Genomic DNA, 23,542 nt, shown 5'->3' with positions numbered 1-23,542 from the left:
ACCCGACCGGGAGATCCACATCATGTCGACCGCGACAGCGGGCGGCGCGGCCACGCCTGGCCGGGCACCGTCCGTACCACCGGCTGAGACACGCGACCGGAAAAAGAAGAAGAGCGTGCTGGGCACCCGGCCGTGGCTGGCCGCGGTGTTCCTGCTGCCCGCGCTGGCCCTGCTCGGCGCGCTGGTTGTCTATCCGATCTGCTACTCCGTCTACCGCAGCTTCTTCGACGCGAGCGGCAACGGCTTCGTCGGCCTGGACAACTACCAGGAGATGTTCTCCGACGACGCGACCAAGACGGCGATCAAGAACAACATCATCTGGCTGATCCTGGCCCCGACCGTCTCCACCGCCCTCGGCCTGATCTTCGCCGTGCTCACCGAGCGGATCCGCTGGGCGACCGCCTTCAAGCTGATCGTCTTCATGCCGATGGCGATCTCGATGCTGGCGGCGGGCATCATCTTCCGGCTGGTCTACGAGCAGGACCCGGACAAGGGCGTGGCCAACGCCATGTGGGTGAGCGTGCATGACTCCTTCACCGAGTCGCCGCCGTTCCCCGGGGCCCACCCCCGCCCCGACGCCGGGCTGACCGAGTCCTCGGGCGGGGCGTACACCACCGAGGCGACCGCGAAGCCGGGCTCCCCGGCCTCGATCCCGCTGGTGGCCGCCAAGCGGGACGACATCGGCGGGGCGCAGACCGCCAAGAAGGCCGCGCCCGAGGCGGGGAAGGTCACCGGCACGGTCTGGTTCGACTTCACCCGGGGCGGCCGGGGCGGGCGGGGCGTCATCGACAAGGGCGAGAAGGCGATGGCCGACCTGAAGATCGAGGCGGTCAAGGACGGCAGGGTGGTGGCGAAGACGACCACCGCGGCGGACGGGACGTTCGCCCTTCCGGCCACGGCCGACGGGGCCCAATTGCGGCTGCCCGCCTGGAATTTCTCCGAGCCGTACAACGGAGTGGACTGGCTGGGCCCGTCCCTCGTCACCCCGGCCATCATCGGCTCCTACGTCTGGATCTGGGCGGGCTTCGCGATGGTGCTGATCGCGGCGGGTCTCGCCGGGGTGCCGCGGGAGCTGCTGGAGGCCGCGCGGATGGACGGCGCCAGCGAATGGCAGGTGTTCCGGCGGATCACCGTGCCCCTGCTGGCACCGGTGCTGTCGGTCGTGGTCGTGACGCTGATGATCAACGTGATGAAGATCTTCGACCTGGTCTACATCATCGCCCCGGGCCCCTCGCAGGACGACGCCAACGTCCTGGCACTCCAGCTGTTCCAGTCGTCCTTCGGGACGAATGTCAACCAGGGCCTCGGCAGCGCCATCGCGGTGCTTCTGCTGCTGCTGGTGCTCCCCGTCATGTTCCTCAACATCCGCCGCATTCGAAGGGAGAGCCGCCGATGACCAGCGCGGACACGGTCGTAAGTGCGAAGCAGTCCCTCGTCGCGCGGATCGCGGCACGGGCCGGTGGCGGGGTGGCGCGGGTCGCCCTGGTGCTGATCGGCCTGTTCTGGCTGATGCCCACCGCGGGGCTGCTGCTGTCCTCCCTACGGGATCCGGCGGACGTGGACATCTCCGGATGGTGGAAGGTCTTCTCCGATCCCGGACAGCTCACCTTCAGCGGCTACGACAAGCTGCTGAGCAATCAGCAGATCACCGACTCGCTGTGGACCACCCTGGCGATCACCCTTCCGGCCACGCTGCTGGTGGTGGTGATCGGGGCGCTGGCGGGCTATGCCTTCGCCTGGATGGACTTCCCCGGCCGCGACTGGTGGTTCCTGCTGGTGGTCGGGCTGCTGGTGGTCCCGGTGCAGGTCGCCCTGGTCCCGGTGGCCAAGCTCTTCGGCGAGGTGGGCATCTTCCAGACCACCACGGGTGTGGTGCTCTTCCACACCGCCTTCGGTCTGCCGTTCGCCATCTTCCTGCTGCGCAACTTCTTCGCGGAGATCCCCCGCGAGCTGCTGGAGGCGGCGCGGCTGGACGGCGCGGGTGAGCTGCGGCTGTTCCTGCGGGTCGTGATGCCGCTGGGCGGCCCGGCCATCGCCTCGCTGGGCATCTTCCAGTTCCTGTGGGTGTGGAACGACATGCTGGTGGCGCTGATCTTCGCGGACAGCGGCAACCCGCCGATCACGGTGGCGCTCCAGCAGCAGGTCCGGCAGTTCGGCAACAACATCGACATCCTCGGCCCGGGTGCGTTTGTGTCGATGGTGATCCCGCTGGCGGTGTTCTTCGCCTTCCAGCGGCAGTTCGTGGCGGGTGTGATGGCGGGCGCGGTGAAGTAACGGGCACCCGGCTCTCCTCGGCCCGGCGCCCCTGTAGAGGGGCGCCGGGCCGCCCCTTCTCGGATCACGGCGCGCCGCATTCCGCCCACACCGTCTTGCCGACAGGGATACGAGGCATCGTGCCCCAGCGGGTGGCCAGCACGTCCACCAGGAGCAGGCCACGGCCCGACTCGTCATCGGCCGTCAGCGTCGACGGAATGGCCGGGAGGCGGTCCTCGCGGGCGTCCGAGACCTCGATACGGATCGTCCGCCTCGAGGTCTCGCAGGCGAGGCGGAGACGGAAGTCCCGTCCCGGTAAGCGGCCGTGCCGTACGGCGTTGGAGGCCAGCTCGCCCACCAGCAGGGCTGCCGTGCAGGACGCGTCCGACGCGGGCGGGCAGCCCCACTCCTCCATACGCCGCACGGCGAGCCGTCGAGCGAGGCGCGCTCCGCGCGGTGTGGCGGGGAACTGCTCGGTGAGTTCCCGGAGTTCGGGCTCGGGGTCCGGCACGGTGGTCGTCTTCAGCACGGTGTTGTCCACTTCCGTCCGATCGCTCTTCCGTACACGCAGCGCACCTGGTGCCCGGTCTGTTGCAGACGAAGGACTACGCACGGGCCGTACTGAGCGTTGGTCTGTCCCTCACCAGTGAGGAGCAGTTGGAAGACCGAGTGGACGCCCGGCTCAGACGACAAGAACGGCTCCTTTCGCCCGACCGCCCCAACCTGTGGGTCGTCCTGGACGAGGCGGTGTTGAGGCGTCCGGTCGGTGGCAGGTCCGTCATGCGGGACCAGTTGGCCAGGCTGCTGGAGGCAGCTGCGGAACCCCACATCACCGTGCAAGTACTGCCGTTCGATCAAGGCGAGCACGATGTGATGGGCGGATCCCTGACCGTCCTCACAACGCCCGACGCTACGGACGTGGCCTACACCGAAGGTGCCCACTACGGACAACTCATCGAAGAACCAGGCGATGTCAAGCGCTTCGTGCTGTCCTACGATCGGCTGCGGGCGGCGTCTCTGCCCCCGCTCATGTCGCTGGACATGATCCGATCCGTGATGGAGGGCAACCACCGTGGAGCGAGTGTCCCGTCCCGATCTGAACGGCGCCGCCTGGCGCAAGAGCAGTTACAGCAATCAGGAGGGCGGCGACTGCGTGGAGGTGGCCGACGGCATTCCCGGCGTCGTCCCCGTCCGTGACAGCAAGCGGCCCGACGGTCCCACACTGGTCTTCCCGGTGCGCTCCTGGGCCGCCTTCGTCGATGACCTGACGACCGGCCCCGGCCTCTGATCCGGCATGGCGAGCCTCAATCTGAACGGCACGTACTGGCATAGGAGCAGCTACAGCAATCAGGAGGGTGGCAACTGCGTCGAGGCGGCGGGCCTGGACCTGGCCGCCGCCGTTTGGCGCACCAGCAGCTACAGCAATCAGGCAGGCGGCGACTGCGTCGAGGTGGGCGACATGGGCAGGGTCGTCCCCGTCCGTGACAGCAAGAACCCCCACGGCCCGGTGCTGGTCTTCCCGGCAGCGTCCTGGGCCGCATTCGTCAGCGAGTTGAAGACCGACCACCGTCCCTGAGTCGGCCGGGAACCGGTCGGCGTCGCAGTTCCGGGCCCGCCGGACCCTCGTAAGCGGGGGTCCGGCGGGCCACGAACTCCCCCTAAGAACCGGGATAAAGAACTCCCGCCCACCCACCCTTCCCTCCGGTCACCCGTACGAGTGACCGGCTTGCGGGCCACGCACACCAGTCGTTACGTTCACCGCAACACAACCGCAAACAGACGACGGCCCCCGGCCGGGACTGGCATCCCGATCGAGGGCCTGACCGATCAGGAAGAGAACAGCTTCCCGATGGCTGAGCCGCAGTCTAACGCGCCCACGCGCGCCGACGCCGGAGCTCCGACCTCCGGCGTGATCCACGTCCGTACCCGCCTCACCGCCGACTTCACCGTGATCGCCAACGCCCTCGCACAGCGACGCGGAAGCGCGGTCACGATCGGCGTCGCGGCCTACATCCTCTCCCTGCCCGACGGCGCCCCCGTGAGCATCGCCGCACTGTGCGAGCACTTCACCGAGGGCGAGATCCTGATCTCCCGCGCTTTACGGGAGTTGGAGTCCACCGGCTACCTGGAGCGACGGCGGGAACGCGGCCCCGGGGGCACCATCCGCACCCGGACCTACTTCTACGACGTACCGGGCGGTGGCGCACCCGCCCCACCGCGTCCCCGCACACCCCGTCCAAGCCCGGTGCGGGAGGCACCCGCCGCGCGTACGGCACCGCAGGCGTCCGGTCCGGAAGCCACTGCCGAGTCCGACCCCGTTCCCTCACTCGCCGAGGCCGACGAGGGGGCCGTCACCATCCTGGCCTCACTGCGCGTCGCCGACCCCCGGCTCGTCCTGTCCCGCCGGGACGTCGCCGAACTCGCGCCCGCCGTCGCCCAATGGCTCTCCGCCGGAGTGGGACCCGCGCAGATCACCCGTGCGCTCACCGCAGGGCTCCCCGGCCGCCTGCTGACCCGCCCGGCCCGCATCCTCGCCTACCGCCTCAGCGAGCCTCCGCTCCCCGTACCCGCCGCCCCGGTCGCCCCGCCCAGCGCACCACCCACCCTCCCCTTGCGGACCTGCGACGGCTGCGACCGGGCCTTCCGCTCCGCGAACGGCGGCCGTTGCCGCGACTGCAGAGCCGCATACGCCGTGCCCACGGCTACCGCCTCCGGTGAGGGCCTGCGCACAGCCTGCTGAGCGGATCGCACTATCCGCTGGGGGTCACGATCGTGCGACCACATCAGCGCATCGAACCAACGCTGCGGGGACTCGGCGCCCACGGCGAGCTGCCGACGATCCCCGAAGCCGCCCGGCGCAGATCGAGTACTTCGTTCGATGGACTGCCACGTCGCCTGATCAGGCCAACGGGATGCGAAGACCGTCGCCCGCCCTTGGCGCAGATCAAGCCTCCGGGGAGCGTCGCCCGCAAGAACGCGCAACCGGCTTGTTAGGGGAGGGCACCGTGGATCTAGTCTTCGTAGGGATCGACCCGGAGACCACTGGTGGGGGCTCGCCGACCGTGTGGGTCAGTGACGACGCCGATCTGATTCTTCAGGGCGAGGAAGCCGACGCGCTGCTGAAGGCCCGGATCGGCAAGACCGAGTGGGTGCCCGGCCACGATGTGGGTATCCCGGGGCACGAGACCGTAATTCGCATTCCGGCCCGTATGGTGCCGATTCTGAGGGAGGCGTGCGATGTCGCAGAACGGCGTGCCGGACTTCGCTGAGCTGCTCAAGTCCGCACGGCACACCGCCGTACACCTGGAGATGCGCGACATCTACAGCGTCGGTGACGAGACCGAGACCTTCGAACGATTCTTGCGGACGGGCGAAGCCGATCTCGACCCCGACTCGGCACTCTGGCAGGGCTGGACGCCGCTGGTACGTGAGGCTGTGGGGCGGGGAGTGGTCATACGTCGCGCCCGGATCGTCTCCGAGCCGGTCACCGACTACATCCGGTACGAGCACGCCCTGACACCGGTCAACATCGCTGTCGGGGAGCAGGTTCGTTGGCTCCCGCGCCCTCAGACGTCGGAGATCGCCCTGCCCGGCAACGACCTCTGGCTGATCGATGACCGCCTGATCCTCTTCCACTTCTTCACCGGAGACGGCGGCTGGGCTGGGCATGAGTACAGCGAAGATCCCACCGTGGTAAAGCTCTGTGCCTCGGCGTTCGAAGCCGTGTGGGAGCGCGGTGTCGATCACGAGAAGTTCGCCGTCTGATCTCGCTCGTACGGCCTCATGCCCTCATCCCCGTCCTCCAGCGCTCAGGCCGCTCGTGATGCACTCGCCGTACGCCTGACGCACCTACGCAAAGATGCCGGCCTCTCCGGAAAGGAGCTTTCCGCCCGATGCGGCTGGCATCCCGCGAAGACGACCCGGATCCAGAAGGGCGAGGCAGCACCCGCCGACGCGGACATTCGCGCGTGGTGCGCCGCCTGCGGGGCCGACGACCAGACGGAAGACCTGATCGCCACCGCGCGGGCGGTCGACTCCATGTACATGGAATGGCGCCGTCTGCACCGCAACGGCATGCGCAAGGTCCAAGAGGACTTCTCCACACTGCACGAGAACGCCACAGTATGCCGGGTGTACGCCTCCAATGGTGTCCCCGGCTTCTTCCAGACCCCCGGCTACGCCACGGCGCTGATGCGAAGGATCACCGACTTCCAGGGGACCCCCGACGACGTTGCCGACGCGGTTGCCGCCCGGATAGCACGAAGCCGCTTCCTGTACGAGGGCAATCACCGTTTCGTGGTGCTGCTGGAGGAGTGGGTGTTGCGGTCGCGGATCGGCGACGCCGAGGTAATGGCCGACCAGCTCGCCCACCTTCTTTCCGTGATGCCGCTGGCCAGCGTTTCGCTGTGCGTGATCCCCCTCGTCGCGCCGCGCGTCATCTGGCCGCTGGAGGCGTTCTACCTGTTCGACGACCGGCACGTGGTGGTCGAGACGTTGACGGCCGAGATCAACGTCAGGCAACCCCGGGAGATTGCCGACTACGCCATGGCATTTCGGGAGTTGGGCAGGATGGCGGTCTACGGTTCCGGGGCGCGGCAGTTGATCGAATCCGCGATCGCTGCCCTTGAGTGAACCTGCGCAATTGCTCGCAACTTCGTTGCTGACGCCTCGCCTTCATCGGCACGGTTGTCACACCGCCCGAGCGCACTCACTGATTTGGGATCCCCCTCGCTCATCGCCGATGGCGACCGCCGTCCTGTATCCGTACCGACGGCTCCACCATCAGTTCACTCGAATCGACTCCGAGGAGCTTTCGTGACCACTCCAGACACGCAGCTCGCTCCGGCCCGCCCGTGGGGTGTCGGCCGACTCGCGCCATACCCGACCACCGTTCGCCGCCCGCACGCCACGGTCGCTATCGACCCCGAGACACAGACCGGCGTCTACCGCGACCGTGCCGGCAACGTGGTCGAGATGGGCAAGCATGGCACCAGCAAGGGCACGGAGACCTCGACGACCACGAATTCGGACTCGCAGAACGACCAAGGTCACGACCAGGACAGCACGCAGGACTGATGTCCGTGACCGAGAAAAGGCCGGTATTGGTGGCCACCGAGGCAGACGATGTCACAGCCGACATGGTGATCACTGAACTCAACCGGCGAAGTGTTCCGGTGGTCAGGGTCAACCCCGCCGACATCGGCGCGGGCCTGACGGTCTCGGCTCGGTTCGGTACCTGCCCGGCCCCTGTGGCCGGGCAGGTCCGGACCCCGTCGAGAACCACCGACCTTGACCGATTACGGGCGGTGTACTGGCGCCGCCCGGTCTGGCCCACCTTCCAGTACCTGAGCGATGACGATGCGCGGTTCGCGGCTGCGCAGGTCCGCTATGGGCTGGGAGGAGCCCTCTACGCGCTCGACGGTGGGCGCAAGGACTACTCCGCCCTCTCCTACAGCGTGGTGGACCTGCCCGAACACCTGGACAAGGCACTCCTCAGCTACCTGGACCACTTCGGGCTGGTGTCCGGCAGCTTTGACCTCGCCATCGATCGAGCGGGTAACTACTGGTGGCTGGAGCTGAATCCAAACGGCCAGTGGGGGTGGCTGGAGGAACACACCGGTCTGAAGATGTCCGCCGCATTCGCCGACCTGCTGACACGAGGAGACGCCCGATGACCGATACCGCGCCCGAACGTCGTGCCCTCGCCGACCGGCTGGAGAAGGCTGGCATCCTCAGAACACCCCAGTGGCGAGCTGCGGTTGAGGCCGTACCCCGAGAGCTCTTCCTGAACCCCGGAGTCTTCCTGCCCTTGGACGGCGGCCGATGGCAGCCGGTCACCGCAGTAGGAACCGACCCGGCGGAGTGGACCCGGATCGCCTACAGCGACCAATCCCTGACCACGCAGCTCGACGGACACCTGACCGCCGACCAGACCACTGGTCTCGTCGCGGGCTCGCCCACTTCGTCGTCCACCACTCCGGTCACCGTGGTCGACATGATCGAGCACCTGGACGTGGAGGACGGGCACCGCGTGCTGGAGATCGGCACAGGTACCGGCTACTCCTCCGCCCTGATGTGCCACCGCCTCGGCGAAGACAACGTCACGACGATCGAAACGGACCCAGCCGTGGCGGCCCGTGCAGATGCCGCACTGGAAACAGCCGGGTTCTCGACCTGGACCGTGACCGGGGACGGGCTGTTCGGACACCCGCATCGTGCTCCGTATGACCGAGTGATCGCCAACTGCGCCGTCCGCCGCATCCCCTACACCTGGATCAGGCAGACCAAGCCCGGCGGGATCATCCTGGCCACCGTCGGGGGTGCGTGGTCCTACGGCACCGGCCTCGCGAAGGTCACCGTCGGTGAGGACGGCACCGCCGAGGGCCGGATCATCGGCCGCTCCTCCTTCATGCAGGCACGCTCCCAGGCCACAGCACCGGTGTCCGGTGACCTGTCCGCACGCACGGCCTATGCCGACAGCGAGCGGGAGACGAAGGTATCGCCCTCCATGCTGGAGGAGTGGATGCCCGCCTTCCTCGCCCAGCTCACGGCGCCCGGCGCGCAGTTCGTCCGTGCCGCGACGAGCGATGGCGCCCGGCTCCTGTACGTCTTCGATCCAGAGCGCGAGTCCTTCGCCGAATTCACCTCTGACAGCGAAGACCGGACCGTCCGGCAGGGCGGCCCCGTGGCTCTGTGGGACGACATCGAGCGGGCGCTCACCGCATGGCAGAACGCTGGGTGCCCCGACATCACCACCGTATGGCTCCACATCACCGCCGAGGCCCACACCTACTGGATCGGCGACAACCCGGCACTGCGCTGGCAGCACCCCTTGCGGTAGGTGTGGGACACCCGTACGCGGCACATGTGCCGGTCCCGGCGTCCCGGATCCACCGCTGAGCGGCGACCGGCGGCGGTGGGCCGAACGAGGGGCTTTTCGGGGTGCCCCGCCATGTCGTCGCCTCATCCGATAGGCGTTCAGATGATGGTGTGAGAACCATTCGCACCGCGTCGACCGATGGGATGCCCCGTGCCCCGGTTCAGCGTCATCGTGCCCGCATACCAGGTGCAGGCCTATCTGCACGACTGTCTGCGCTCCGTCCTGGACCAGGACTTCGCGGACTTTGAGCTGATCGCGGTCGACGACCGCTCCCCCGACGCATGCGGCGCCATCATCGACGAGGCCGCGGCCCGCGACCCCCGGGTGCGCCCGGTGCACCTCGCCGAGAACGCCGGTCTCGGCCGGGCCCGCAACGCCGGGATCCGCCGGGCCACCGGCGACTACCTGATCTTCCTCGACGGCGATGACACCCTCGCCCCCGGCGCGCTGCGCGCCATCGCCGACCGGCTGGCCCGCACCGGCGATCCCCAGGTGCTGGTCTACGACTACGCCCGGGTGGACTGGACCGGCCGGGCCGCCCGGAACGTCCGCGCCGAGCTGCTGCGCCAGAGCGACCCTCAGGTCTTCACGCTGAACCAGCGGCCCGAACTGCTGCGGCTGCTGATGGTGGCGTGGAACAAGGCGTACCGCCGGGACTTCGTCCGCGCCGAGTGCTTCGCCTTCCCGACCGGCTTCTACGAGGACACGTCCTGGACCTTCCCGGTCCTGCTGTCCGCGGAGTCCATCGCCGTACTGGACCGGGTGTGCGTGCGCTACCGGCAGCGGCGGCGCGGTGGGATCCTGCGCACCACCAGCCGCCGCCACCTCGATGTGTTCGATCAGTACGACCGGGTGTTCCGGTTCCTGGACGGGCGGCCGGAACTGGCCCACTGGCGTCCGGCGCTGTTCCAGCGGATGGTGGAGCACCTGGCGGCGGTCTTCACCGCTCCGGGGCGGCTTCCGGCCGCGGCCCGCGCCGAGTTCTTCCGGCGGGCGGGCGCTCACCACCGCCGTTACCGGCCCGGCGACGCCACCACCCCGCCCGGCCGCGCCGGGTGGCGCTGTCTGCTGCTGCGGCTGGGCGCCCGGCGGGCGTTCCAGTTCCTGCGCGGCGCCGACCAGATCCGGCAGCGCGCCGTGGCGCTGGCCCCGGAGGCGTACGCACGGCTGCGCACCGCCGCGCTGTGGCTGCACTACCGGGTGCAGCGGTGCCGGGCCATCGACCCGCGGCTCGCGGTGTTCGCCGCGTACTGGCACCGGGGCTACGCCTGCAACCCGGCGGCGATCGAGGCGAAGGTGCGCGAGCTGGCTCCGGGGGTGCGCACGGTCTGGATCACCACCCCCGAGTACGCGCACACCCTGCCGCCCGGGGTGCGCCGGATCCAGCCCGGCTCGCCCGCGTACTGGACGGCGCTGGCGCGGGCCCGCTTCCTGGTCAACAACGTCAACTTCACGCCCCGGATGCGCAAACGAGCCGGGCAGATCCATCTCCAGACCCACCACGGCACCCCGCTCAAGCACATGGGTCTTGATCTGCTGGACCGTCCGGCCGCCGCGCGCGGCATGGACTTCGGCAAACTGTTGGAGCGGGTGGACCGCTGGGACTTCAGCCTCTCGGCCAACCGCCACACCACCCTGACCTGGGAGCGCGTCTACCCCTCCGGTTACACCACGCTCGCCTACGGCTCCCCGCGCAACGATGTCCTCCAGCGCGCCACCGCCGATGACGTGGCCCGGCTGCGGGAGCGGCTGGGCATTCCGGCGGACAGCACCGCCGTGCTGTACGCGCCCACCCACCGCGACTACCAGCGTGGCTTCGTACCGCGGCTGGACCTGGAGCGGGTGGCCCGCGCGCTGGGCCCCGGCTTCACCTTCCTGGTCCGGCCGCACTACTTCTACGGCCAGGGGCCCCGCCCGCGCGGCACCGGACGGGTCATCGACGTCTCGGCGCACACCAGCGTCGAGGAACTGTGCCTGGCCGCCGACGCACTGATCACCGACTACTCGTCGATCATGTTCGACTACGCCAACCTCGACCGCCCGATCGTCATCCACGCCGACGACTGGGATGCCTACCGCGCCGCCCGCGGCACCTACTTCGACATCACCGCCTATCCGCCCGGCCCGGTCTCCCGCTCCGAGACCGAGCTGATCTCCCTGTTCGCCACGGACGCCTGGTACGACGCGCGGGCCACCGCGCTGCGTGCCGCCTTCCGGTCCCGCTTCTGCCCGTACGACGACGGCCGGGCGGCCGAACGCGTGGTGCGCCGGGTGTTCCTGAGCCAGCCCGCCGAACTCCTGCCGTCCGTGGTGCCGTTGGCCGAGCGCCGCCCCGCACCGGCCGCCCGGCGCTCCTGCGCGGGCCCCGCACCAGCAGCGCCCGCACCGGCCTGCCCGTCGCCGGCCGGGCCCGCACCGGCGGACGTCTCCCCGGCGGGAGCGTCCGGCACGGCCGCCGCACTGCCCCACCGGAGCCGCCCCCACTAACCCCCAGGACGCACGACCCAGGACGCACGATGCCCCTCACCGCACCGCCCGCCCGTCCCCGCCCCTGGCTCGCCGAACCGCCGCCCCTGGTACGCGGCTATCGGCGCGCGGTCCCCCTGCCGGTCCGCCGCGCGGTCGTCGCCATGACCGGCGCCGGACTGCGCCGCGCGGCCATGCGGGGCCTGGGCAGCGCGTCGGCGGTCTCCGGAGCGCTGCGGCTGCGCCGGGCCCGGCAGCGGCTGCGCCGGTCGGGGCTGCTGGGCTCCCCCGGGCGGATCCTGATCACCGACCGGCGGGCCGCCCGGGTGGCGACCGTGGCGCCCGCGCCCACCCCGCTGTTCGCCCGCGCCGAGAATCTGCGGCTGGTGTGCGAGGCCCTGGACCGAGCCGAGCTGGACCACTTCGTCGTCCGCTGCCCCAGCAACCTCGCCTCGGCGGTGGGCGTACGGGCCGATCAGCGGGCCCAGGTGAGCGCGGCGCTCACCGCGCTGTGTGCCCGGGAGGCGGGTTACGTCTCCCAGCCCGCGCGCCCCAAGCACCCGGCGACACCGCCGCGGCTGGGCGCCTCCACCGCCGCCTGGCGGCGGCTGAAGGACGCCCCCGTCGTCCGCTTCACCCGCTACCACGCCGGGGCGGCCGGACGGTCCGGGGAGCGGCTGGTGCTGGGCCCCGCGCACGGCTGTGACATCGAGTTCTGGGAGCCGTCCGAGCAGGATGGCAGGCCACTGCTGCTCGCACCGCGGTTCAACCGCACCACCGCCTCGGTGCCGCTGGTCGGGGAGCCGGTCCGGGCGTCCGGCCATCTGTTCACCCGGCTCGCCCCGGCCGACGGCTGGCGGTCCGGGCCGCTGGTGCGCACCCGGCCGGAGTTCCTCACCCGGCTCCCGGACGAGGTGCGCTTCCCCATCGACGTCGTCTACACCTGGGTCGACGGCTCGGACCCGCTGTGGCAGCGGCGCCGCGCCGCCGCCGCGGGCCTGGGCTACCACGCGCAGGCCGCCAACGCCGCCCGCTACGCCAACCGCGACGAGCTGCGCTACTCACTGCGCTCGCTCTACCTCTACGCCCCCTGGGTGCGCCATATCTACATCGTGACGGACCGCCAGGTCCCGGACTGGCTCGCGCTCTCCCATCCGGGCATCACCGTCGTGGACCACCAGGACATCTTCGACGACCCGGGCGCGCTGCCGACGTTCAACTCCCATGCCATCGAGACCCGGCTGCACCACATCCACGGCCTGGCCGAGCACTTCCTCTACTTCAACGACGACGTCTTCCTCGGCTCCCCGGTCACCCCGCAGGACTTCTTCCTGGCCAACGGGGTGTCCAAGTTCTTCCCCTCCCGCGCGCTGATCCCGCTGGCTCCCCCGGACCCCGACGACGTCCCGGTGTCGGCGGCGGGGAAGAACAACCGGGTGCTGCTGGAGAGCCGGTTCGGGGCGACCGTCACGCAGAAGATGAAGCACACCCCGCACGCGGTGCGGCGCAGTGTGCTCGCCGAGATCGAGCGGGAGTTCCCCGAGGAGGTCCGGGCCACCATGGCCAGCCGGGTGCGCTCGGCCTCGGACGTCTCCGTCCCGTCCTCGCTCCACCACTACTACGCGTTCCTGACCGGCCGCGCGGTGCCCTCCTCGCTGCGTTACGACTACTTCGACCTGTCCCAGCCCGCCATCCGCTCCCGGCTGGCCAGACTGCTGCGGTCACGCCACCGCCAGGCGTTCTGCCTCAACGACACGGTCTCCTCCGAGCACGAACTCGCGGACCAGCTGGCCGTCCTCCACCCCTTCCTCGACGCCTACTTCCCCGTTCCCAGCCCGCTGGAGCGGGCTCCGTCCCGACAGGAGACGCGGCAGCCATGCCCCTCGCCATCACTCTCCCGCTGAACCCGGAGGTCCTTCGGACCAGCGGCCCCTATCCGCGGGCACTCAACGTGCTCAGCCGCAAACAGACGGCGGTGCAGCGGCAGTTGCGGCGTGCCGGGCTCGCGGGCTACGAGCCGACCACCCAGGCCACCTTGCTGGCGCTGGCCCAGCAGGCGCCCCCCGGCGGCGCGGTGTACGACATCGGCGCCCATATCGGGCTGTACTCGGCCCTGATCAGCGCGGTGTACGGGAAGGGCGGACCGCGGACCGTCGCCTTCGAGCCGACGCCGGAGACCGCCGCGCTGTGCCGCCGGATCCGGGAGTGCAACCAGCTGGGGTTCGAGGTGCAGCAGACCGCGCTCTCCCGTGAACCGGGCACCGCCGAGCTGTACTTCTCGCAGAAGTCGGAGTCGTCCAACTCGCTCAACCCGGCGCACCGCAAGCACAGCGCCTCGGTGTCGGTGCCGGTCACCACGGTCGACGCGTTCACCGAGGAGCGCGGTCTGACCCCGCATCTGATCAAGGTCGATGTGGAGACCTTCGAGGCGGCGGTGCTGGAGGGCGCGCTGTCCACGGTCCGCCGCCACCGGCCGTGGATCGTCTGCGAGCTGCTGCCGAGCGCCGACCACGACACGCTGCGCACCGCGCTGGCGCCGCTGACCGCCATGGACTACGGGCTCCATCCGATCACCCCGGACGCCCCCTGGCAGCGCTATGACGAGACCACCTACCGGCCCGCGGTGAGCGCCCAGTGCCGCGACTGGCTGCTGGCCCCGCGCCCGCTGACCCCCGCCTTCCACCGGGCCGTACGGCAGTGGCTGATCGCGATCCTCGCCTGTGACGAGACCACCAATCTGCTCACGCCCGACAAGGCGTCCTTCCCCTACGGCTGGAACGCGCCCTACCGCCCGCGCGCCCAGCGCTCCGGGCTGCTGCCGGGGCTGTCCGGCGGCCGCCCCGGCCGGTGGTGGCTGGCGGGCGCCGCTGCGTTCGCCCGGCGGGCGCTCGGCCCGGGTGCCACGACCTGCCACTCCGGCTCCACGGTGCCGGGCCGCCGGCGCAGTGCGGAGGTGCCGGTCTCCGCCGACTAGGCGCTCCGCGGGAAGAGCTGCACCGGACGTCAGCGAGGCCGCTTGGCCGTAAGAGCCGTCCAGGTGACACCGAGGACCGGGGCGGACCCCGGGGCCACGGGGGAGCGCTGACCGAGCAGCACTCCCCTGATTCATGACAAAAGGCGCGAATAGGTACCTTCACCTACAGTTTCCAACCAGTACGACTTATCCGCCGTGAAGGGCACGCGTCATGAACCGCCTCGGTATCAAGAGTCCCCGCGGCCTCGTGGCCTTCGTCGCGCTGGCCGGGTGCATGGTGACGGCGGCGGCTGCCGCCCTCACCGGGTCCGGAGGGCTCTTCGCGGCGGCCGGGCTGCTCGGCTGCGGCTGCGATCTGCTGCTGCACCGCACCGAACCTGGGCTGATGACCCGTCTGGGACGGCTGCACATCGGCGAGACGCTGCGCTTCGAACTGCGCTGTGTGCTGCTGCTCCTGCTGCTCGGCCGACTGCGTCTGACCGGCCCGATCGGGCTGGCCGCGGCCATGACGCTGGTGCTGTGCCTGCTGGGCGGCCAGGCCCTGCACGCCGCGATACGTACCCTCATCCGCCGCCGCCGCGGGCTCGCCGTCGTCACCCGCAACATCGACCTGCGGCGGCTGCGGATCAGCGACCGGCCGCCCCGGCGGCTCACCGAATGGCCCGGTCAGCGGATGCTGACCTATGAGCTGGTCACCCTGCTGGGGCTGACGGTCTCGCTGGTCACCGATGACGCCCGCTGGGTGGTGGCCGCGCTGACGCTGGCGGCCGGAGGCTGTCTGGTGACGGTGCTCGCGCTCGTCCCGTACCTCGTCCAGGCCATCCGGATGCCCGGCGCCGCGCAGGTGCTGGCCGAGGTCGACAACTGGCTGAGCCGCCACCGGCCGGAGACCATCCTGCACTTCTCCGGCTCCCGCGACTCCGCGTACCAGGTCAACATGTGGCTGGCGGCGGTGGCCGCACTGCCTACGCCGTCCCTGGTCCTGCTGCGCGAACGCCATCTGGTCGAGGAGCTGGCGCCGACCCCGCTGCCGGTGCTCTGCGTCCCCAGCGCGGTGCATCTGATGAACCTGGACCTCAGCAGTGTGCGGGTCGCGCTCTACCCGGCCAATGTCGGCGAGAACATCCACCTGCTGCGTGTTCCCACCATGCAGCATGTCTTCCTCGGCCACGGCGACAGCGACAAGATCGCCAGCGTCAACCCCTACAGCAAGGTCTACGACCAGGTGTGGGTGGCGGGCGAGGCGGGGCGGCGGCGCTATGCCGAGGCCGCCGTCGGGGTCCGGGACGCCGATATCGTCGAGGTCGGCCGCCCGCAGCTGGACGGCGTCCGGGTGGCCGGCATCGATCGCGCCCCGGCGCCCGTCCCCACCGTGCTGTACGCCCCCACCTGGGAGGGGTGGACCGACGAACCGGGGAACACCTCACTCACCACGGCGGGCGAACACCTCGTACGGCGTCTGCTGGAGAGCGAACGCCCGGTCCGCGTGCTGTACAAACCGCATCCGTTCACCGGCAGCCGTTCCCCCGCCGCCCGTGCCGCCCATGAGCGCGTCGTCGCCCTGATCGGCGCCGCCAACGAACAGCGCGCCGCCGGACCGCTCGCCCAGGAACCGGAGGACGTCACCGCCGCCCGCGAGGAAGCGGCCCGTGAACGGGACGGGCTGACCCGTCGTATCGCCGCGCTGGACGCCCGGCTGCACCGGGCCGACGCCGACGAGGCGATGCTCACCCGCGACAGCGCCGAACCCGACCCGGCCGTCCAGGCCGAGGCCGAGGAGCTGCGGCGGCAGTGGCACCGCGCCCACTGGGCAGCCGCGCCGCCCTGGCTGCACCAGGTGGTCGAGGGTCCCGCGCCCACTCTCTACCAGTGTTTCGACCAAGCCGATCTGCTGATCGGTGACATCTCCAGCGTGGTGTCCGACTTCATCGCCAGCCTCAAGCCGTACGCCCTCACCGACACCGCCGGGCTCGGCGAGGCGGAGTTCCGGCGGCAGTTCACCGCGGCCGGCGCCGCCTATCTGCTCGGCCCGGACGGGTCGGGAACGGACCACCTGCTGTGGCTGCTCTTCGACCCCGCCCACGACGAGCTGCGCACCGCCCGCCACCAGCTGAGGGAGTTTCTGCTCGGCCCGGCCTACCCGCCCTCCTTCCAGCGCTTCGGCGAGGCGGTGGCGTCCGCCGCCACCCGGGGCGAAGCGGTCATCCAACTGCGCGACCACTCCCGGAGCCAGCATGTCGCGTAACCGCCGTACCGGCCCGCGCCCCCGTGTCAGCGTGATCGTCCCCGCCCGTGACGCCATGCCCAGGGTCACCCGGGCCGTCACCTCCGCGCGGGACCAGACCATCGGACTCAGCCGCCTCGAAATCATCGCCGTCGACGACGGCTCGACCGACGGCACCGCCGAGGAACTGGACCGGCTCGCCGCGGACTGCCCCGCGCTGAAAGCCGTCCGCCACAAGAGCGGTGGTGGCGCGGGCGGCCCCCGCAACACCGGTCTTGACCTCGCCCGCGGCGACTATGTCTTCTTCCTCGAGACCGGCGACCGCCTGGGACCCGACGCGCTGCGCCGTATGGTCGCCACGGCCGACCAGAACGGCACCGACGTGGTCCTCGGCAGGATGGTCTCCCCGGACGGGCGCGCCGTCCCCAGAGCGGTCTTCCGCCACAACCAGCTGCGCACCGATGTCTACAGCTCCCGCGCCTACGCCACGCTCGAACCCTGCAAGCTCTTCCGCCGCTCCCTGATCGAACGGTTCCAGCTGCGCTTCCCGCCGTGCCGCACCGGCGAGCAGCCGTTCACCGCCGCCGCGTACCTCAACGCCTCCGGCATCTCCGTCGTCGCCGACTACGACTGCTACCACCTCGGCTCCCGCGAGAGCGGCCCGAACCCCGCCCGCACCACCGCCGCGCTCGCCGACCGACTCGACGCCATGGGGCTGCTGTTCACGACCGCCGCCCGGTACACCCGGCCCGGCCCCCGCCGCGACACGGTCATGCGGCGCCATATCCGGTCGGAACTGTGCGGCGCGGTGCGCGCGCTGCCCCGGGAGAGCGAGGCCGACGCCCGTGACCGCTTCTTCCCCGTCCTGCGCCGATGGGCGCTCGACCACTGCTCGGACGGGCTCTTCGACACCCTCACCGCGCCCGAACGGCTGATGATCCACCTCCTGCGCGCCAACCGCTTCGAGGATCTGATGTCCGTCGTACGCGACGCCGAGGGTGACGGCCACCGCGGACACCTCGTCGACAAGAGCCGCGTCTACTGGCTCCACCCCTTCTTCCGCGACCCCGCCGCGGACGTCCCCGACCTGTGTTTCGACGTCACCGACCGGCTGCCGGTCCATCACCACCTCACCGGCGCGGGCTGGCACGGCCGCAGCACCCTGCGAGTACGCGGCCGGGCGGCCGTCGAGGGCCTCCGCCCCGGCCCCGAGGACCGCACCGACCTGGTGCTGCGCCGGCGCGACGCCAAGGACGAGCTGCGGATGCCGGTCACCCCCGCCGGAGCCCCGGGGAGCCCGGAGTTCGCGGCGGACATCGACATCGCCACCGCCGACGGCGGGGCACCGCTGCGCCCCGGCGTCTGGGATGTCTTCCTCGATGTCCGGGCCCAGGGCATCAGCCGCACGGTGCGGTTCGGGCACCGCCATGACGACGGGCTCGACATCGGCACCGCACGCCGCGTCGTGGCCGCGGGCCCCGGTCTGCGCGCCCGGGTCACGCCGTACTTCACCGCCCCGTACCGCAATCTCTCCTTCGACATCGGCCCGGCCCCGCGGGGAGCGCCGTGCGAGGTGACCGAGGCCGTGTGGCACCCGTCCGACAAGGGCACGCTGGTCGTCGCCGGACGGCTGCTGCCGCCCGGCACCCCGTCGCCCCGGGGCCGGGTGCTGCGGCTGCGCGCCGAGCACACCGACGGCCGGGTGTGCGACCACCCGGTGCGGTTCGCCGCGGGCCACCCGGCGGGCGCCTTCACCGCCCGGCTGCCGGTGCGCGAGCTGAGCCGGGGCCGGTGGACGGTGACGCTGGCGCTCCTCGGTTCCGGCGGCGACGGCCCGCCGCCCGCGGCGCCCGTGCCGCCACCCGCCCGGCTGCCCGGCGCCCGCTGGCTGCGCCGGGGGCGCCCGTACTACGCCAAGCCGCTGACGGGGCGCGGCGAACTGACCCTGGAGCTGCGGGTGGCCCCGGTGCGGCTGATCGCGGCCGTACGCAACCGCCTGCGACGCTAGGGCCCGTCTTCACAGGGGCCGCCCTGCTCCCGACGCCTGGCACGGCGCCCCCAGCTACCGCTGGGAGGTGCCCCCGGCCGCGTTGTCGGAGTCGCCCGAGTACGCCCAGTACGAGGACGATCCTCCGCCTTGCGATCCTCCCCCAGCTACCGCTGGGAGGTGCCCCCTGCACCAGACGCCGCTCGCGGCCGGACGCCCCCTTCGTAGACGGACCCTGGGGGCACGGGGCTGTGTCGATGTGCGGCTCCGCCGCGTGGGCGCGACCAGCCACGACGCAGCCGCAGACGCATGACGGCACCTCGCGGCACTGACCGCGGAGCGTGGTCACCCGGTGAGGCGGGCCCAGCCGCGCCGCAGACGCCGCCGTACGCCCGTCGCGACCTTGACCGGGGCCACCTCCAGACCGAGTGCCGCGGCCGGGCCCTGGGCCACCGGTTTGGCGTAGTACGGGCGGCCGAAGCGGAACCAGCGGGTCCCGGCCAGCCGGCCGAAGCGGGGCACGATCGCGGTGCGGTACGGCCCCTCGCCATCGGGGCTCTCCATGATCAGCGCCAGGGTCCAGCGGCCTTCGCCCAGCCTTCCGACCGGCAGCCGGGCGGTGAAGTCGCGGGAGCCGCCCGGTCCGTAGCGCACCGGTATCTCGCGTACCGCGCCCGCTCCGTTCTCGGCGCGCAGCCGCAGCCTCCGGCCGTCCCGCGCCACGTCGTCGGCCAGTCGGCCACCGACGACCAGGGTGCTCTTCCGGACCGGGTGCCAGGCGGTCCGGGTCACCTGGCAGGGGGCGTCAAGGGGGTGGGCGACCTGGCCGACGTCGAGCGAGACATTGCCGTACGGGGTGAAGTACGGGACCACGACCAGGGGTTCGCCCTCCGGTGTGGTCAGCTCCCGACGCGGAGGGTGGGTGGTCTCCCCGTCCTCGCGGCTGTTGCCGAACCGCACCGTACGGCTGACGCCCTGGGCGCGTACGTCCAGATAGATGTTCCACAGGCCGCGCTCGAGCGGCGCCCCGTCGTCGACGGTGGCCGGGTCGAACTCGGCGCTGAAGCCCGACTGTTCGTAACGCCCCTCCCCGGGCAGCGGTCGGGCGGCGCGGCACGGGGTGGTGGGCACGCGCACCTCGGGCCGCTCGGACTGGTACTTGCGCAGCACGACTTCGGTGGCCGGTTCGAGGGCGTCGACGTCCTCGATGTACGCGTGACCGGTCAGCCGCAGCACTCCGCCGTGCCACCGCGCCGTCTCCAGGTGGTGGCGGACCGGCAGCCGGTCGGTGATGTCGAAACACGCATCGGGCACATCGGCGGTGTGGTCCCGGAAGAAGGGGTGCAGCCAGTAGACCCGGCCCTTGTCGATCAGGTGCCCGCACCGGGCGTCCCGCTTGGCGTTCCGCGCCACGGTCAGTACGTCCTCGAAGCGGTCGGCGCGCAGCAGGTGGATCAGCAGCCGGTCGGGCGCGTCGATCCGCTGGACGATGGTGTCGGTCACCCAGGTCCGCGCCCAGTGCCGGAACTCGGGGAAGAAGCGCTCGCGCGCGTCCTTCTCGTTCTCGCGGGGAAGCAGACCCCGCAGCGGCCCGCACAGCTCCCACTCCACATGGCGGCGCATGATCTGGTCCCGGCGCGGGCCCGGTTCGAGATAGCGGGCCACGGTCTCGAAGCACAGCCGGATGCCGTCCATCCGGTGGACGAGATCGCCCGCGATGAGGGTGAGGTTGCTGCGGTTCTCGCGGTAGCGCACGTAGTAGCAGTCGTAGTCGGCGACCACGGAGATACCGGAGGCGTTGAGGTAGGCGGCGGCGGTGAACGGCTTGTCCTCGCAGTTGCGGTAGGGCGGGAAGCGCAGATGCAGCCGTTCGATGAGGGAGCGCCGGAACAGTTTCCACGGGCCCAGGGTCAGATAGGCGTGGGAGGAGAAGATGTCGGTGCGGGGCTGGTTGTGCTGGAAGACGGCCCTGGGTACGGCACGTCCGCCCACGGAGGCAATCCTGCCGAGGACGATGTCGGTGCCGTTCTCGTCGGCCATGGCGACCATGCGGCGCAGCGCGTCCGGCCCCAGGTAGTCGTCGGAGTCGAGGAAGAAGACGAAGTCGCCCCGCGCATGGTCCAGTCCGGTGTTGCGCGGCCCGCCCGCGCCACCGGAGTTCTCCTGGTGGATGACGCGGAGCGCGGGGCAGTCCGCGGCGAGCCGGTCCAGTTCCTCGGCCGTGCCGTCGGTCGAGCCGTCGTTCACCGCGATGATCTCCAGGCGGTCGAGCCCGATGGTCTGCTCCCTCGCGGAGGTGACGCACCGGGTCAGCTCCGGCATGGCGTTGTAGGCGGGGATGATGACGCTGACGCGGACGGAGGACTCAGCGGACATGGCGGGCTCCGGACGTACGGGGACAGGGGTACGGGAACGGGTCGATCAGTCGTCGTCGGGGGACAGCTGGATCGGCTGTGTGGTGTGGTCCGGAAGGGCCCCCGTGCCGCGCCGTACCGTGACCGCACCGCCGGGCGCCCGCACCGGCGCCGGGGTGCGGAGCACGGGTGGCTGGGGGGACTCCGTTCCGTCGGGGGCGAGCATCAGGGCCCGTACCACCCGCTCGGCCGCGTGGCCGTCGTCGAACGGGCAGAAGCGTGCCCGGAAGGCGGCGCGCAGCGCGGTCGCGTCCGCGTCGCACCAGCGCCCTTCACGGAAGACCTCGGTCAGCTCCCGCTCGGTACGGGCGACGGCCCCCGGAGTCTCACCGGGGCGCCCCGAGAGCAGATCGAAGTAGACACCGCGGGTGGACCGGTAGATGTCCCAGTCGTCCGCGTAGATCACGATGGGACGGTCCAGAACGGCGTAGTCGAACATCACCGAGGAGTAGTCGGTGATCAGCGCGTCGGCCGCCAGGCAGAGTTCCTCGATCGACGGGTGGGCCGACACATCGATCACCAGCCCCGCCTCCTGGAGCCGCCTCAGGCCGTCGTGCGGCCGGTACGAGTAGTGGACCCGCACCAGGAGTGTTGTCTCCGGGCCCAGGGCGCGGCTCAGCCGCTCCAGGTCCAGCCGGGGTGTGAAGCCCTTCTGGTAGTCGCGCAGCGTGGGCGCGTAGAGGACGGTGGTGTGACCCGGGGGGATCTCCAACTCGGCGCGGATCCGCCGGATATCGTCATCGGTCGCGGAGACGAACACGTCGTTGCGCGGATATCCGTATTCCAGCAGCTGGTACGAGGCGGGGTAGACCCGCTCCCACACCTCGCTGGAATGCTGGTTGGAGGAGAGCGCGAAGTCCCAGCGGTCAATGCGCTTGAGGAGATTGCCGAAGCTCATTCCGGCCGCCGCGGCGGGATAGCGCTGCTGGTCCAGCCCCATACACTTCAACGGCGTTCCATGGAAGGTCTGGAGATGCACCGTGCCCGGCCGCTTCACCACGTCATTGGCGAAATTGACGTTGTTGACGAGGTACGTGGCGCGGGCCACGGTCCGGTAGAAGTCCCGGGTGCCGGAGATGACGTAGTCCACGCCCTCCGGAAGCGACTCGATCGCCGACTTCTTCACCACCCACACCCCGCGGATATGCGGGGCCAGCTCCCGGGCCTTGTGGTAGATCGCCCCCGGATTGCACAGCACCCCGCGGCCCCAATAGGCGGAGTAGACCGCGAGGTTGGGGTCCACGGGCCGCTGCCGGTGCATGCGGTACAGCGTCTGCTTGGCCCGTCTGGCCACCGGCGGCCGGGCGATCCGCCGCAGCTTGCGCGCCCCGGCCGCCGCCCGGATCGACAGTTCGTGTTTCCGGTAGCGGAGGAACGAGCCGTGGGCCAGCGCCTCGAAGCGCCATTGGTTCTCGACCGGCGGGGTGAATCCCTCGGGGACGTGGGTGCGGTACCACTCGGCGGCATGGTCGAAGAAGCGGGGCCGGTCCGCCGCCGCCACCCGGGAGGCGCGGTCCAGACAGAACAGGAAATGCGAGACGGCCCGTTCGAAGAGGAAGGGACGCAAGGGCTCGAGCCGCGGTTTGTCCTCGAGGAACGCGAAGAGCCGGGCGTACTGCCGGAAGATGATGAAGTGCTTCTCGCCGGGGCTTCCCGTACTGGCGCCCACCCGCCGCTGCCGGTACTCCAGGCCGACCAGATCCACGCAGGCTATTCGCTGCGCCATCAGCATCGTCTTGTACGAGAGCAGCGCGTCCTCGTAAATGCCCTCGCTGAACGCGAAGCCGTGGTGGGTGTAAAAGGCGCGGCGATAGACGCGGTTGGACGACATCGCGAAGATCCGCAGGAACGCGGGGCGTTGGGACACGGAAAAGACATCGGTGCCCGCCGAGGCCAGCAGTTCACCGAAGAGGCTGGGTTCCCTGCGCTCCGACCAGTAGGTGCGTACATGGTTGAAGTACAGGATGTCCGGATCCTCGTTGAGGGCGAGCCGGTCGGCGAGCCCCTGGAGGGTCCCGGGGGCGAGGGTGTCATCACCGTCCAGGAAGAGCAGATAGTCGCCGGTGGCCCGGTCGACACCGGCGTTACGGGCGGGGCCGGGCCCGGCGTTGACCTCCTGGTGCACCGGGACGACCCGGCTGTCGCGCGCCGCGTACGCGTCGATGATCGCCCCGCAGTGGTCCGGTGAGCGGTCGTCGACCGCGACCACCTCGATATCGCGGAACGGCTGCGTCAGCACGGAGTCCAGACAGGCGCTGAGATAACCCTGCACACGGTAGGCGGCGATGACGATGCTGAAGCGGGGCATGGGGCTCCTCGGGACGCGAAGGCGGTCGAGGCGCGA

At 70.8% G+C, this 23,542-nt stretch carries 19 protein-coding genes and 1 pseudogene; 17 read left to right on the top strand and 3 right to left on the bottom strand.

What is annotated here, in order from left to right; genetic code table 11:
• Nucleotides 1-22 precede the first annotated feature (22 nt).
• Both JK363_RS23335 and JK363_RS23330 read left to right on the top strand, forming a co-directional pair.
• Nucleotides 23-1,396: a carbohydrate ABC transporter permease gene (locus JK363_RS23335; protein ID WP_201876987.1), complete on the top strand. Its 1,374-nt coding sequence runs from the start codon at nt 23-25 to the stop codon at nt 1,394-1,396.
• The gene (locus tag JK363_RS23330) at nt 1,393-2,274 is read left to right on the top strand and encodes a carbohydrate ABC transporter permease (RefSeq protein WP_201876986.1); all 882 of its coding nucleotides are present in this window, start codon (nt 1,393-1,395) and stop codon (nt 2,272-2,274) included. Before JK363_RS23335 ends, JK363_RS23330 begins: the two co-directional genes overlap by 4 nt.
• 64 nt (nt 2,275-2,338) lie before the next feature.
• On the opposite strand, the gene JK363_RS23325 is transcribed toward JK363_RS23330, so the two are convergent.
• Nucleotides 2,339-2,782, bottom strand: coding sequence for an ATP-binding protein (locus JK363_RS23325; protein WP_372444830.1), 444 nt, complete (start codon nt 2,780-2,782; stop codon nt 2,339-2,341).
• 50 nt (nt 2,783-2,832) lie between these two features.
• Between JK363_RS23325 and JK363_RS42660 the strand changes: the two are divergent.
• The 15 genes and pseudogenes from JK363_RS42660 to JK363_RS23255 form a co-directional block, all read left to right on the top strand.
• Nucleotides 2,833-3,243, top strand: a pseudogene (locus JK363_RS42660) (DUF5753 domain-containing protein); the annotation flags it as partial.
• Nucleotides 3,244-3,325: 82 nt separating this feature from the next.
• Complete coding sequence (locus JK363_RS23320) at nt 3,326-3,541, top strand: DUF397 domain-containing protein (protein WP_201876984.1); 216 nt, start codon at nt 3,326-3,328, stop codon at nt 3,539-3,541.
• Nucleotides 3,542-3,547: 6 nt separating this feature from the next.
• The gene (locus JK363_RS23315; RefSeq protein WP_201876983.1) at nt 3,548-3,829 is read left to right on the top strand and encodes a DUF397 domain-containing protein; all 282 of its coding nucleotides are present in this window, start codon (nt 3,548-3,550) and stop codon (nt 3,827-3,829) included.
• Between the two features lie 273 nt (nt 3,830-4,102).
• Nucleotides 4,103-4,993 carry a hypothetical protein gene (locus tag JK363_RS23310; RefSeq protein WP_201876982.1) on the top strand — a complete coding sequence of 297 codons (891 nt, stop codon included), beginning with the start codon at nt 4,103-4,105 and terminating at the stop codon, nt 4,991-4,993.
• Nucleotides 4,994-5,258: 265 nt separating this feature from the next.
• Nucleotides 5,259-5,522: a hypothetical protein gene (locus JK363_RS23305; protein WP_201876981.1), complete on the top strand. Its 264-nt coding sequence runs from the start codon at nt 5,259-5,261 to the stop codon at nt 5,520-5,522.
• Entirely contained in the window at nt 5,491-6,018 is a 528-nt protein-coding gene (locus tag JK363_RS23300; RefSeq protein ID WP_201876979.1) for a DUF6879 family protein, read from the top strand. Before JK363_RS23305 ends, JK363_RS23300 begins: the two co-directional genes overlap by 32 nt.
• Nucleotides 6,019-6,036: 18 nt before the next feature.
• Nucleotides 6,037-6,885, top strand: coding sequence for a helix-turn-helix domain-containing protein (locus JK363_RS23295; RefSeq protein WP_201876977.1), 849 nt, complete (start codon nt 6,037-6,039; stop codon nt 6,883-6,885).
• A 183-nt stretch (nt 6,886-7,068) separates the two neighbouring features.
• A complete protein-coding gene (tgmA, locus tag JK363_RS42655) occupies nt 7,069-7,329 on the top strand; it encodes a putative ATP-grasp-modified RiPP (protein ID WP_201876975.1) in 261 nt (86 codons plus the stop codon).
• Nucleotides 7,329-7,928, top strand: a complete 600-nt coding sequence (locus JK363_RS23285) for an MvdC/MvdD family ATP grasp protein (protein ID WP_201876973.1) — start codon at nt 7,329-7,331, stop codon at nt 7,926-7,928. The genes tgmA and JK363_RS23285 overlap by 1 nt, the downstream gene beginning before the upstream one ends.
• Nucleotides 7,925-9,094, top strand: a complete 1,170-nt coding sequence (gene tgmC, locus JK363_RS23280) for an ATP-grasp peptide maturase system methyltransferase (protein ID WP_201876971.1) — start codon at nt 7,925-7,927, stop codon at nt 9,092-9,094. Before JK363_RS23285 ends, tgmC begins: the two co-directional genes overlap by 4 nt.
• Before the next feature lie 189 nt (nt 9,095-9,283).
• Nucleotides 9,284-11,620, top strand: coding sequence for a bifunctional glycosyltransferase/CDP-glycerol:glycerophosphate glycerophosphotransferase (locus tag JK363_RS23275; RefSeq protein ID WP_201876969.1), 2,337 nt, complete (start codon nt 9,284-9,286; stop codon nt 11,618-11,620).
• Between the two features lie 29 nt (nt 11,621-11,649).
• Entirely contained in the window at nt 11,650-13,503 is a 1,854-nt protein-coding gene (locus tag JK363_RS23270; protein ID WP_201876967.1) for a stealth family protein, read from the top strand.
• Nucleotides 13,476-14,573 (top strand): FkbM family methyltransferase, encoded by a 1,098-nt coding sequence (locus tag JK363_RS23265; RefSeq protein ID WP_201876965.1) that lies wholly within the window; start codon nt 13,476-13,478, stop codon nt 14,571-14,573. Before JK363_RS23270 ends, JK363_RS23265 begins: the two co-directional genes overlap by 28 nt.
• A gap of 211 nt (nt 14,574-14,784) precedes the next feature.
• A complete protein-coding gene (locus JK363_RS23260) occupies nt 14,785-16,818 on the top strand; it encodes a hypothetical protein (protein WP_201876963.1) in 2,034 nt (677 codons plus the stop codon).
• Nucleotides 16,808-18,805, top strand: a complete 1,998-nt coding sequence (locus JK363_RS23255) for a glycosyltransferase (protein WP_201876962.1) — start codon at nt 16,808-16,810, stop codon at nt 18,803-18,805. Before JK363_RS23260 ends, JK363_RS23255 begins: the two co-directional genes overlap by 11 nt.
• A gap of 324 nt (nt 18,806-19,129) precedes the next feature.
• On the opposite strand, the gene JK363_RS23250 is transcribed toward JK363_RS23255, so the two are convergent.
• The gene (locus tag JK363_RS23250; RefSeq protein ID WP_201876961.1) at nt 19,130-21,160 is read right to left on the bottom strand and encodes a glycosyltransferase family 2 protein; all 2,031 of its coding nucleotides are present in this window, start codon (nt 21,158-21,160) and stop codon (nt 19,130-19,132) included.
• Between the two features lie 45 nt (nt 21,161-21,205).
• Nucleotides 21,206-23,506 carry a bifunctional glycosyltransferase/CDP-glycerol:glycerophosphate glycerophosphotransferase gene (locus JK363_RS23245; RefSeq protein WP_201876960.1) on the bottom strand — a complete coding sequence of 767 codons (2,301 nt, stop codon included), beginning with the start codon at nt 23,504-23,506 and terminating at the stop codon, nt 21,206-21,208.
• Nucleotides 23,507-23,542: the final 36 nt, after the last annotated feature.

It is taken from the genome of Streptomyces coffeae (assembly GCF_016741875.1).
Classification (GTDB): domain Bacteria; phylum Actinomycetota; class Actinomycetes; order Streptomycetales; family Streptomycetaceae; genus Streptomyces; species Streptomyces coffeae.
This window is presented reverse-complemented; position numbering and strand designations above follow the sequence as displayed.

Bases quoted from the DNA above. Each gene is read 5' to 3' on its own strand.
- JK363_RS23260 (WP_201876963.1), top strand. From the start codon at position 14,785: ATGAACCGCCTCGGTATCAAGAGTCCCCGCGGCCTCGTGGCCTTCGTC.
- JK363_RS23285 (WP_201876973.1), top strand. From the start codon at position 7,329: ATGTCCGTGACCGAGAAAAGGCCGGTATTGGTGGCCACCGAGGCAGAC.
- JK363_RS23315 (WP_201876983.1), top strand. From the start codon at position 3,548: ATGGCGAGCCTCAATCTGAACGGCACGTACTGGCATAGGAGCAGCTAC.
- JK363_RS23250 (WP_201876961.1), bottom strand. From the start codon at position 21,160: ATGTCCGCTGAGTCCTCCGTCCGCGTCAGCGTCATCATCCCCGCCTAC.
- tgmC (WP_201876971.1), top strand. From the start codon at position 7,925: ATGACCGATACCGCGCCCGAACGTCGTGCCCTCGCCGACCGGCTGGAG.
- JK363_RS23330 (WP_201876986.1), top strand. From the start codon at position 1,393: ATGACCAGCGCGGACACGGTCGTAAGTGCGAAGCAGTCCCTCGTCGCG.
- JK363_RS23265 (WP_201876965.1), top strand. From the start codon at position 13,476: ATGCCCCTCGCCATCACTCTCCCGCTGAACCCGGAGGTCCTTCGGACC.
- JK363_RS23335 (WP_201876987.1), top strand. From the start codon at position 23: ATGTCGACCGCGACAGCGGGCGGCGCGGCCACGCCTGGCCGGGCACCG.
- JK363_RS23255 (WP_201876962.1), top strand. From the start codon at position 16,808: ATGTCGCGTAACCGCCGTACCGGCCCGCGCCCCCGTGTCAGCGTGATC.
- JK363_RS23300 (WP_201876979.1), top strand. From the start codon at position 5,491: ATGTCGCAGAACGGCGTGCCGGACTTCGCTGAGCTGCTCAAGTCCGCA.
- JK363_RS23270 (WP_201876967.1), top strand. From the start codon at position 11,650: ATGCCCCTCACCGCACCGCCCGCCCGTCCCCGCCCCTGGCTCGCCGAA.
- JK363_RS23310 (WP_201876982.1), top strand. From the start codon at position 4,103: ATGGCTGAGCCGCAGTCTAACGCGCCCACGCGCGCCGACGCCGGAGCT.
- JK363_RS23245 (WP_201876960.1), bottom strand. From the start codon at position 23,506: ATGCCCCGCTTCAGCATCGTCATCGCCGCCTACCGTGTGCAGGGTTAT.
- JK363_RS23295 (WP_201876977.1), top strand. From the start codon at position 6,037: ATGCCCTCATCCCCGTCCTCCAGCGCTCAGGCCGCTCGTGATGCACTC.